Origin of the sequence: Bacillus sp. FSL K6-2431 (assembly GCF_038005165.1) — a bacterium.
Lineage (GTDB): Bacteria > Bacillota > Bacilli > Bacillales > Bacillaceae > Bacillus > Bacillus pumilus.
Genome location: NZ_JBBOSQ010000002.1, coordinates 110,237 through 120,003 on the forward strand (window position 1 = coordinate 110,237; position 9,767 = coordinate 120,003).

Annotated in this window: 17 protein-coding genes and 1 tRNA gene; 5 read left to right on the forward strand and 13 right to left on the reverse strand. The window is 39.7% G+C overall.

All coding sequences use genetic code 11. The annotated features are described in order from the left end of the window. The first annotated feature begins 160 nt into the window (after window positions 1–160). Together MHH40_RS18580 and sinR are read left to right on the forward strand one after the other, a co-directional pair. Window positions 161–325 carry an anti-repressor SinI family protein gene (locus tag MHH40_RS18580; RefSeq protein WP_003217357.1) on the forward strand — a complete coding sequence of 55 codons (165 nt, stop codon included), beginning with the start codon at window positions 161–163 and terminating at the stop codon, window positions 323–325. A 33-nt stretch (window positions 326–358) separates the two neighbouring features. Further along, complete coding sequence (sinR, locus tag MHH40_RS18585) at window positions 359–694, forward strand: transcriptional regulator SinR (RefSeq protein WP_012010555.1); 336 nt, start codon at window positions 359–361, stop codon at window positions 692–694. A gap of 67 nt (window positions 695–761) precedes the next feature. On the opposite strand, the gene tasA is transcribed toward sinR, so the two are convergent. Genes tasA through tapA form a run of 3 tightly spaced genes read right to left on the reverse strand, consistent with a single transcriptional unit; the run spans window position 762 to window position 2,771 of the window. Then, on the reverse strand, window positions 762–1,562 hold the full coding sequence (gene tasA, locus MHH40_RS18590) for a biofilm matrix protein TasA (RefSeq protein ID WP_003217403.1): 801 nt from the start codon (window positions 1,560–1,562) through the stop codon (window positions 762–764). Between the two features lie 57 nt (window positions 1,563–1,619). Beyond that, a complete protein-coding gene (gene sipW / locus MHH40_RS18595; protein ID WP_003217306.1) occupies window positions 1,620–2,192 on the reverse strand; it encodes a signal peptidase I SipW in 573 nt (190 codons plus the stop codon). Between the two features lie 51 nt (window positions 2,193–2,243). Then, window positions 2,244–2,771, reverse strand: a complete 528-nt coding sequence (gene tapA / locus MHH40_RS18600; RefSeq protein WP_050943766.1) for an amyloid fiber anchoring/assembly protein TapA — start codon at window positions 2,769–2,771, stop codon at window positions 2,244–2,246. A 299-nt stretch (window positions 2,772–3,070) separates the two neighbouring features. Between tapA and MHH40_RS18605 the strand changes: the two genes are divergently transcribed. Further along, window positions 3,071–3,349, forward strand: a complete 279-nt coding sequence (locus MHH40_RS18605; RefSeq protein ID WP_233421708.1) for a DUF3889 domain-containing protein — start codon at window positions 3,071–3,073, stop codon at window positions 3,347–3,349. 33 nt (window positions 3,350–3,382) lie between these two features. Here MHH40_RS18605 and MHH40_RS18610 read toward each other — a convergent pair whose 3' ends face one another. The 9 genes from MHH40_RS18610 to MHH40_RS18650 form a co-directional block, all read right to left on the reverse strand. Continuing rightward, complete coding sequence (locus tag MHH40_RS18610) at window positions 3,383–3,577, reverse strand: YqzE family protein (RefSeq protein WP_034620826.1); 195 nt, start codon at window positions 3,575–3,577, stop codon at window positions 3,383–3,385. A gap of 59 nt (window positions 3,578–3,636) precedes the next feature. Further along, window positions 3,637–4,020 carry a competence type IV pilus minor pilin ComGG gene (locus tag MHH40_RS18615; RefSeq protein WP_050943764.1) on the reverse strand — a complete coding sequence of 128 codons (384 nt, stop codon included), beginning with the start codon at window positions 4,018–4,020 and terminating at the stop codon, window positions 3,637–3,639. After that, the gene (gene comGF / locus MHH40_RS18620) at window positions 4,017–4,517 is read right to left on the reverse strand and encodes a competence type IV pilus minor pilin ComGF (RefSeq protein ID WP_050943763.1); all 501 of its coding nucleotides are present in this window, start codon (window positions 4,515–4,517) and stop codon (window positions 4,017–4,019) included. The genes MHH40_RS18615 and comGF overlap by 4 nt, the downstream gene beginning before the upstream one ends. Next, entirely contained in the window at window positions 4,456–4,773 is a 318-nt protein-coding gene (comGE, locus tag MHH40_RS18625) for a competence type IV pilus minor pilin ComGE (protein WP_003217390.1), read from the reverse strand. The genes comGF and comGE overlap by 62 nt, the downstream gene beginning before the upstream one ends. After that, window positions 4,757–5,203: a competence type IV pilus minor pilin ComGD gene (gene comGD, locus MHH40_RS18630; RefSeq protein WP_003217424.1), complete on the reverse strand. Its 447-nt coding sequence runs from the start codon at window positions 5,201–5,203 to the stop codon at window positions 4,757–4,759. Before comGD ends, comGE begins: the two co-directional genes overlap by 17 nt. Then, a complete protein-coding gene (comGC, locus tag MHH40_RS18635) occupies window positions 5,196–5,489 on the reverse strand; it encodes a competence type IV pilus major pilin ComGC (RefSeq protein WP_003217322.1) in 294 nt (97 codons plus the stop codon). The genes comGD and comGC overlap by 8 nt, the downstream gene beginning before the upstream one ends. A 16-nt stretch (window positions 5,490–5,505) precedes the next feature. Next, the gene (gene comGB, locus MHH40_RS18640; protein WP_050943762.1) at window positions 5,506–6,546 is read right to left on the reverse strand and encodes a competence type IV pilus assembly protein ComGB; all 1,041 of its coding nucleotides are present in this window, start codon (window positions 6,544–6,546) and stop codon (window positions 5,506–5,508) included. Further along, window positions 6,527–7,597 (reverse strand): competence type IV pilus ATPase ComGA, encoded by a 1,071-nt coding sequence (comGA, locus tag MHH40_RS18645; protein ID WP_050943761.1) that lies wholly within the window; start codon window positions 7,595–7,597, stop codon window positions 6,527–6,529. The genes comGB and comGA overlap by 20 nt, the downstream gene beginning before the upstream one ends. A 177-nt stretch (window positions 7,598–7,774) precedes the next feature. Next, window positions 7,775–8,647, reverse strand: coding sequence for an STAS domain-containing protein (locus MHH40_RS18650; protein ID WP_003217438.1), 873 nt, complete (start codon window positions 8,645–8,647; stop codon window positions 7,775–7,777). Window positions 8,648–8,745: 98 nt separating this feature from the next. Between MHH40_RS18650 and MHH40_RS18655 the strand changes: the two genes are divergently transcribed. Then, window positions 8,746–8,816: transfer RNA gene (locus MHH40_RS18655), tRNA-Gln, on the forward strand. 54 nt (window positions 8,817–8,870) lie between these two features. Here the strand turns inward: MHH40_RS18655 and MHH40_RS18660 are convergent. Then, on the reverse strand, window positions 8,871–9,251 hold the full coding sequence (locus MHH40_RS18660; protein WP_003217382.1) for a Spx/MgsR family RNA polymerase-binding regulatory protein: 381 nt from the start codon (window positions 9,249–9,251) through the stop codon (window positions 8,871–8,873). Window positions 9,252–9,464: 213 nt separating this feature from the next. Between MHH40_RS18660 and MHH40_RS18665 the strand changes: the two genes are divergently transcribed. Next, window positions 9,465–9,707 (forward strand): DUF2626 domain-containing protein, encoded by a 243-nt coding sequence (locus MHH40_RS18665; protein WP_003217440.1) that lies wholly within the window; start codon window positions 9,465–9,467, stop codon window positions 9,705–9,707. The last annotated feature ends 60 nt before the right edge of the window (window positions 9,708–9,767 follow it).

The following is a 9,767-nucleotide window of genomic DNA, read 5'->3' on the forward strand; positions in this document are numbered from 1 at the left end:
TGTGACGTACAATTTTCGATCAGCCAAAAGCAACGTTTGTCTGTTTGTATTGGGCGGAAAAATGACGCAAGCAAACTATGAGGTCTTACCACCTGTGTCTTTCCATTTCATGCGTTAAGTGCCTGAAATACATGATTCAGTATTTTAGGAGGGTATTTGTATGGAAAAGAAAACGAACATATTAGACAGTGAATGGGTTCAATTATTACTTGAAGCTCGTAAAGCAGGGCTAACAGTAGAAGAAGTCCGTCAATTCCTCAAATCAAGTGAAAAGTCCTCTGAGTCTCACCCTCTGGTAAGAAGTCATTCTATCAAACCTTTCTGAATGTGCTATAATATCGAAAGGAAGGTGATGACATTGATTGGCCAGCGTATTAAACAATACCGCAATGAAAAAGGCTACTCACTATCAGAACTGGCCGAAAAGGCTGGGGTAGCGAAGTCTTATTTAAGCTCAATAGAAAGAAACTTGCAAACAAACCCCTCCATTCAATTTCTTGAAAAAGTCTCCGCTGTTCTGGACGTCTCGGTTCATACACTGTTACACGAAAAAGATGAAACCGAATACGATGGTCAATTAGATAGTGAATGGGAAAAACTAGTTCGAGATGCAATGACATCAGGGGTTTCGAAAAAGCAATTTCGTGAATTTTTAGATTATCAAATCTGGAGAAAAAAGCAAGAAGAGGAGTAAAGCGCACATTTTAGCGCATACTCCTCCAATTGCTATGCAGAACTTGATATCAGTCTAAAGACTGACTTTATTTTTTATCTTCGCTGTGTGCTTTTTCGTTTTCTTTCACGTAGCCTTTTTCATCCGTATGCTTTTTGGGATTGATCGTTAAACCATTCCACTGAGTCGCTTCGAAGGAAAGATCAATTTGAATCGCATCGCCTTGGTATTTATTTTGGATATAGTGACCAGCTTTATCCTTCGTCTGGTCATTGACAAATTCAATGATCATTTCCATTTTATCGTAATCAAACGGGTTCTTTGGTATGCCGTCATACTCTGGAGCCACTGTTCCATCAACAGTTGCTACATTAATCTTCCCACTTTCATGTAAAAACTTCTCATCGACGGCATGACGAAGCTTTTCAAATGCAGTCTGATCCTGTTTTGCCGTTAGTTCATGCAAGTCAAGCAGGTTTGCAGCATCTAAGATAATATTTTTCGGATAACCATTTCCACCTTCGGCTCCAACCGTCAGAACACTCACCTGAAACTGACTGAGAAATTCTTCAGCTGTATTCTTACCGCCATTTTTCGAGGAAGCTCCATCTTGAAACTGGCTGTAATCAAGACTCATCAGCACTTGATTGATCGCAAGTGATCCTTTATTTTCAAAATTAAATTCTTTCTTGATGCGATCACCAGGTTTTAAGTTTGAAAGGTTGATGGCGCCGGAGTTCTCTTTTGCAGATAAATCCAGCTCTCCTGTCGAGTAGACCGCATTTGCCGTTTCTACATCGTTAAACGCCGCCCATGTCCCCCCACCAATTAATGCCAGGCCTAAAGCCCCTGATAATACACCTAAACGAATTGATCTTTTCTTTGCCATGAATGAACCCCCTAATAAATTGTTTTATTGAAACCTAATTAGGTTACAAACGAAAATTTAAGCTTGTTCCTCTGACATCTGTAAATCGGCCGTGTGTCTTCGGTGTTTTGCAGCGCCTACAAAATGAAGAGTCGAATAAACGAGCAGCATCACACCTGGTATAATGAGCAGCAACGCGGTTCCAGCCGAAGTCCCTGCATACGAAAGAAGCTTTCCTGCATATGGAATGGTCACACCCGTATACTGCGCAGCCACCTGATCCGCTTTTACTAGCGTGCCGTCCTGATACATATTGTGGTCACCTTTCGTCTCAAAGGCTTTATTTGCTCCCTTTCCTTTCACCCCAACAATTCGGTGGGTCACATAAGACTGGTCCTGCTTCGTTTGAAATGTGATAATATCCCCTTTTTTAAGTGCCTCCGGTGAAGTCACTTCTTTTACGACAATGAGTGAGCCAGTCGAAAATTCTGGTTCCATTGAGCCAGATAATACTTGCTTGAATTGATAACCGAAAATTTGAGGATCTCCCCCTGTAGTTCTTGATGACAATACGACAATAATACATGCAATCATCACCGTGAACACCACCACATAAAGAATACTTCCAGACATCTTCATCCATTTTTTCATGACCTCTTCTCCCCTTCGCCTATCATTGTTTCATTTAGAAGACAGCTCCATTTAGGATGCCTTTTCTTGACACTTTGCGAGCTGCATATGTTTAGACCATATAAATGCTTCTCCAGATCCTTCAAAACCTTTAGGGTAATAGATTTTAAACACATAGATTCCATTCGTTTTTGCTTTATCTGTCGTGACAGTCGTTGTTTGTTGAGAAAGAAGGGACTGTATAGAGCCTTTTTCAAGAATATGACCATCTTGTAACGGCTTTTGCTCACTTTTCACTTTATGTAATTCCCATTTCCATTCAGAGTGTGCAATAGGTTGTCCACTATTTTTTAATGTCATGCTCAAGCTTTGAGGCGCGCAGACTGTTCCTTTGATCATCGTTTGATCAATGAGTTCCAAATGACTTCTATCCCATTTGGAAGGCTGACAATGCTGGTCCGTCTGTTCAAAATTTTCGCATGTTTTCATGACAAAATTTGAGTGCTCAATATCGTTAAAAGAAGCGTTCGTTGTTGAGATCAAGAGTGACATGAAAATCAAACAAATGGCACAAAAAAGTACAAAGAACGACTGTTTCATTCATTCTCCAACTCCTTGAACGATTGTTCTTTAATAAGAACGATTACATACAGTATAAGGAAATACCTATAAAACCCAAAACGTCAAATTAGTCCATTTTGTTCTTAAACAAGAATGATTACGAGAAAATTCTTCCATTTTCTCATTCTTTCGCCGTATTCAATATTTTTTTGTGTGACATTTGTACTTCTTAAAAATTTACATAAAAGTGCAGCATTTGGTCAGAATAATAGCAGGTGAGGTGATGTGAAGTGAAATATGGAAAGATGATAATCATGCTCAGTTTACTGTTGGGTCCTATGATACAAGACGCCAATCCTGCGGATGCGAGAGGTTTCACTGCCGCCGCAGATCAATGGGAAACGCGGGCAGTCAAAGAAGCAAAGAAACGATATCCGCTAACGCAAGTCTTATTCAAACAAAAAGTATGGGACCGTCATCGTGAGAAGGAATCTGTGAAACAGTATCATATTACGTTAAGAGACCACACCAAAGAATTTGGGGTATTTGTCACTATTTCTTATAACCCTTACTCAAACAAGGTCAATAAAGTGATTGTTGTGGAAGAATACAGCTAATGGGGCATAAAAAAACCGCCTACTGGCGGCTTTTTACTTTTGTCGATGTCGCTTACGTTTTTTTAGCATCATTGAAAACCCAAACGGCAGAACCCCAAATAAACGCTGTGAAAATGGCGGTTTCGTTTCCATTCTCTCTTGTTTATGTTCTTTCCGTTCGTCACGTGGTGTATTCATATATTTAATGATTTCCTGTGTCATATATTTTACATAGTCATTGGTTTTCAAGCACATTCACCTCTTCTTTCTTCAAGTGTTACCAGGAAGAGGATCATTTTATACACTGGCTATTCACGGTTTGCCCATTTCATGATTTCACTGGTCTTCCAATTCAGCACGAGTTCCCGTTCATCTGATAAACCATCTTTTGTTTTCACCCTGACTAACATGTGGATACGCTTTTTCTTTTGATCGCATGTTATCTTCTTTAATGTCACGCGGCCTTCTTCAGTGTGAATATGAGTTTGCTGCTGTTCACACAAACGATGGAATGTACGGGCAGCTTCACTCGCACCCACCCTGAAAAGCTGTTGTTTTTTATAAAACGAAATCGTCAGCTCTGCACTTCTCAGCTCTTTTTGAAACCCTATCGTCATCGCCCCTAGGATCAAGAGAAAAAATAGAATTGCAGCCAGTACATGCGGATAGATAAATCCTCCTTCCCTTTTCACGATGTAGGAACCACCCCTTTATATATGAAAAAAACAGCTTCATACACCTTACCAGACTCATCTATGACTTTAAGGATAGCTCTATGCTGATTTGTTCTCACGCGAAATTCTTTCACCTTTTGCAATAAAGGGAGATGGCCTGCTTGATCCATTCGCTTCCGAAGCATCTCTTGATATGGCTCAATCGTTACGACTCGCCCTTGATCAGATACATACTCTAACGCTTTACCTCCTTGCACCGATCGAACAGCCGTTGCTCGGCTTAATTCCTCATCTAATTGCAGAACAGTCTGTTTCCACTCCATTTGCGAAAATCGGTTAATCTCTTCAAAAGGACGGGCTTTCTCAGCTGTAGAAAAGATCAGTACACAGCCAAAAGAAAGGAACAAAAATAGCTGCAATTGCCATAAAGCCTGGACAAAGGTAAAACCTTGTTCACCGTTCAGCAACCTGGTGAAAGCATATGGTCTGCTTTTTTTGTATGTTGTATGATACACATCCCTTCTCTTTACTCCAATTGAATACATATGTGATGTCGCCTCGCTTCTTTTTGACAGAAGATTTTGTACCCTCTATAAACGATTCATTCATCTGTTCATGCAAAATTTGGTAAGCCTCAAGTTTGGCTCTTACTTCATTTTTCCCTATTATGATTTTTTCATAGGCCGGCATAAGCACAAGGGCTGCAAATAGGAAGATATGACAAGCAAACAGCGCTTCTATCGTACTAAACCCTCTATTGCTTTTGAACATGGATTCGCCCGCTTCCTAAATAGATCGTGAGCTTATACGTTTGACTGCCAAATTGAATGATGAGAGACCCGCCGCTGCTTGGATGTCCGTTTACATTAAAATAGATACCTTGTGGAAATGTAGAAGCCTGAATGCTTCCCTTTTGTTGCTGAAAAGAAGCAATGACTTCGCCATCCTTTTGATCGATTACTTGATACGATACATGTGGCGGATGGAATTCAACATATACACGTGTTTTTTTGACAAATGCAGTATTAGCAGCCAATTGAAAATCTTGTTTCATGATGTTCACTTGTTTTTTGGCTTCAGCGTCTTCTATTAAATTTGGGATTTTTACTCCTATGATCGACAATAGAATCGATAGAACCAGTAAGATCATTAGCTGTTCTATGAGGGTAAAACCCTTTTCATGAAAAATTAATTTATTCATGCTTCACATGGCCGTTTTGAATGACAATCGCTTTTCCATTAGGACACGTTAATCCCTTTTTAACATAGCCTTCTTTTTCTAATTCAGCTAAAGATGGTGTCTTGCCATCGTGCTCTAATTCATATGCCATCACCTGAGTGCTCACCATTGATTTAAGCCCTTCACAGCCCTTCGCTTGAATCGTTTGGTGGTGACGAGTAATATTCGGAATGGTAATCAGTAAAAGAATCGAAATCACAAGCATGACAATTAACATTTCTAACAGAGTAAATCCTTTATCATTCATGTCTTTGCCCTCCTCCTTACACTTGCTCCATCAGTTGATACATTGGTAAAAGAATAGATAAATACACAATGAGTATAAGAATTGCCGTCAGTCCATAGATAACCGGCTGCAGCCACGACATCCATTTTTCAATTTTCAACTCTGCATTCTCTAATAGAAATTGACTGTACGTGTACATTTCTCTTGCAAGCATCCCGCTCGCTTCACCATGCTCGATGACGGCTGCAAAACGTTTTTCAAAAAAAGGAGACAGGCTCACTTGATGTGCCATTCTCTCTCCTTTTCTTAACTCTTTAATCATCTGTTCTGATATTTCTTGAAGAAAGGGTAAGTAGCTTTGCTGCTTAAAAGCTAGCAAGCTCTCGTACATCGATAATCCAGCCTGAAGCAGTCCGCTTAACTGTAGAGAGAAAAGATACGTATGCATCAGCCGCATTCCTTTATATAAAAAAGGAAACCTGCTTATTACCCTTAGCTTCTCAAGGGTAGATTTTTTCCTAAAAAAGAAAGCATAGTATCCAGTCAGACAGATACACACACAGCCGATGAGGAGGAGAGATACATGCAGCAATTGAAAGAGTCCAAACATACCTTGAATCAGCCATGACATTCGGGTATCCATCGAGGAGTACAAGAGAGAAAATTGAGGAATGATCATTTGCTGAACGAGTATGAGCACGATCAAAACTGTAAAGATGAGGAAAATCGGGTAACGTAACATGCGTTTAAACGTATCTACCTGTTTAATTTTTTTCTCTAAAAACCGTGCGCTTTGTTCAAGTGCTTTTGCTAGACTTCCATGCTTTTCGGAGAAACTTAAAATGGCGATGACTTCCCGCTGAAAATGGAGTCTTTCTAGCACCACATAAAAAGGCTCCCCTTCGAGCAGCCACTGAATGCCCGGTGCTAATTGTTGCTGCTGCTTGTTCGGCAACTGGATATTCAACATCGTTAATGCCTCAATCAATGTATATCCAGCCTGAATCAATTGAGCAAGTTTTGATAGACATTCCGCTTGATCCTTTTTAGACCATGCTTTAGAGGCTTGCTTCTTCATAAACCCAGCGATGATAGGTGTTTTTCGATAAATAGCCTAGTGCCACTCCTTTACGAATTAATCTATGCAGTGTTTCATATGACGAGTGAGCATATTCTCCTTTAGCCTCCTTGATACACTCACCAAGCTCCTTTCCGAACAGCAGTTCAAATACATTTGTTCGTCTGACCGGTCGATTTAATTTACAGTAAAGCTGGCATGTTTCTCCGCAAAAAGGACAGGTGAGCTCGATTAATCGCTGCGCAGCAATCGCCACCATCGTTTGTTCGAGTTCATTCATCGTGACACCAAATTCAAGCATACGATAAAGGGCTCCTTTTGCATTTTTCGCATGGAGTGTACTCATCACTAAATGGCCTGTCAGTGCTGCTCTAATTGCCGTTCGAGCCGTTTCAGCATCTCTTATTTCTCCTAGCACAATCATATCTGGATCATGTCTTAAAATAGCGCGTAATCCTGCCGCATATGTGATACCGGCTTTTTCATTTACTTGAACCTGCAGCACTTCTTCATTTCTCGTTTCCACAGGATCTTCAAGTGTAATAATATTTCTGTTGAAATTCTTTTTTGCAAACTGGATCAATGAATAAAGGGTTGTTGTTTTCCCTGAATTGGTTGGACCGGTAAATAAAATGAGCCCATGCGAATGATTCAAAAATGATAATAACCTGGTGGATGCTTTCGGAAATAGTGACAGATGTTTTATTTTTGGAACATGATCCTGCGGCAATATTCTAATCACTAAGCTCTCATCATTTACAGTTGGTAGGGTAGACATCCGAATAAACACCTGACCCCTTCTTAGCATCACAGCTAATGACCCATTTTGCGGTCTCCGTTTTTCTCCGATATCCATGGATGATAAAAATTTAAAATGAGCAATGAGCCGCTCGCCGCTTTTTTTATCAATGGTTCGCTGCTGAATTAAATCTGAGTCTACGCGGAAAGATACCGACGCTTTCTTTTCCTTTGGAACAATGTGCACATCAGATGCTCTCATGCGGCATGCTTCTTCTAGCAGCTCTTGTCCCAAATATTCAATCCCATACAAATGGTCCACTCCCTTCTCTGACCATATTGTAAGTCAGAGGAACCTGTCTGACAAAAGAGCAATTTATCATTTTAATGCCTAATCAATCGAAAAAATCATCAGCTTGCGATGGAAAACGTGGTTTTTTAAAAAAGTGCATATAAAAAAACCTGACTTTTACAAGTGCAGGTTTTTTGGTCATGTGGCTTCTTGCGGCTGTTCTTCAAAAATACGAAATCCTCTTTTTTCCAAGGCTTTTGCAAGGCTGTGTTCTGTATTTACTTTTGAGAAATCAATGCCGAGCTTCACAACGGTTTGAGCAATTTCTGGGCGGATGCCTGAAATAATCGTCTCAATGCCTAGAAGCTTCGCACTATCCACCACTTTAAACAGCTGATAAGCAACCATCGTATCAACGATCGGTACGCCTGATATATCAATAAACAAATGCGTTAGACGCAGTCTTGAAGCCTGTTCTAGCACGGATTCCAAAATAATTTTGGCTCGGTACGTATCAATCTCCCCGATGAGCGGCAAAATTCCGATTTCCTTTGAAACTGGAATAACAGGAGCACTCAGTTCCTGAATCATCTCTCTTTGCGCATTGAGCTGACTCAGTGTCACGCGGTCGTATTCCTCTGATAAACGCTCGATCATATCATCAAACGTTGAATGAAAATGCTGATTCCACCCGCATACATCTTGGAGCGTCACTTCAAGCTCAGTTTCTAGTATGAATTTCTCGATTCTCGAACAGAAAATCTGACGAAATATCTTAAATTGTCCAATGATTTCATATAAAGGCACTTCGTGAACGGCTCGATCACGTGCGATATCAACAGACCACTTTTTCAAATGATTTTCTACTTTGTCTGACAGCGTCACAAGCGTTGCTGCAATGGTTTGAATAAACGCTGTGTTCTGTTCCTTCAACTTCATTTCCGTTTCCTCTGAAGCATGTTTGGAATATAATGAGCCTTCTTCTGTTCTTGTTTTCAGCCATTCTTCGGTCATGACGGGGGCTTCTTTTAGGATAAATTCATATAATTGCTTAGATTTTTCATTTTTCATTTACTTCTTCCGCTCCTTTTTCACTTAAAACTCGTGACATACAACTTTTATGTATAAATGACCGCAGATGGTGAAGAATATCATTACACGTTTGATATTGGGCTATAGCCAAGTGGTAAGGCAATGGACTTTGACTCCGTGATCGTTGGTTCGAACCCAGCTAGCCCAGTTCAGCACAAAAACGAAGACGGCTGAAGCATGTTTCAGCTGATCTTCGTTTTTATTAGGAAACTGATTGATGTATCGCTTTCTTTTTTGATAATTTCATGAGTTCGCCTGGATTATAGCCTACTACTAATTTATTTCCATCAATGATAATTGGTCTTCGGAGCAGTTTTGGTTTTTCAATGAGAAGCTGAAGAACCTCGTTTACTTTTAAATCATTAATATTTAAATTTAAGCTTTTAAAAGCCTGACTTCGTGTGGCTAAAATTTCATCCATTCCTTCTGTTGTTAAGGAAAGGATCTTTTTTAATTCTTCTAGTGTTGGCGTTTCTCTGAAAAGGTGACGCTCTTTAAAATCAATTTGATTCGCCTTTAACCAATGTTTTGTTTTGCGGCAAGACGTGCAGCTCGGGTATGAATAAAAAGTAATGTCACTCATTAGTCTTCCTCCTTAGGTCGTTAACCTTTTCTCTTATGGAGTAAGTACCCTCATGTATTTCAGCATAAACACGTTTTGATCACTTTTTCAAAAAAAATTTTTCTACTCGTAAAATAAATGTTCACACGTTGTCAAAAATGTAAATGTTTACATAACAAGTGGTGATCAGCTATAATATGAATCAAAGGGGTTTTTTTAAGGGGAGGGAAAGAAATGAATCGCATGTTCCGCGTGCTTGGCTTTTGGACGGGTATTTTTGCTGTCATGTTCTATTTAGGGCATATGAAAGATGCATCGTTGCTGTTCTTCGGTCAAACCGTTCTTTTTGTATTTTTATCCTACTTGAATTTATCCGAAAGAATGTATATTTACATTTTCGGAGCGTACTTGACGATTTTCTTTGCCGGATTTACATATTATTCGATTTTCATCATGGTTCCCGGTACCGGACATTAATTGAAAAAAAGCATCGCTATAAAAAGAGATGCTCAGATTGTTGACAAAGGGCTAAAATGA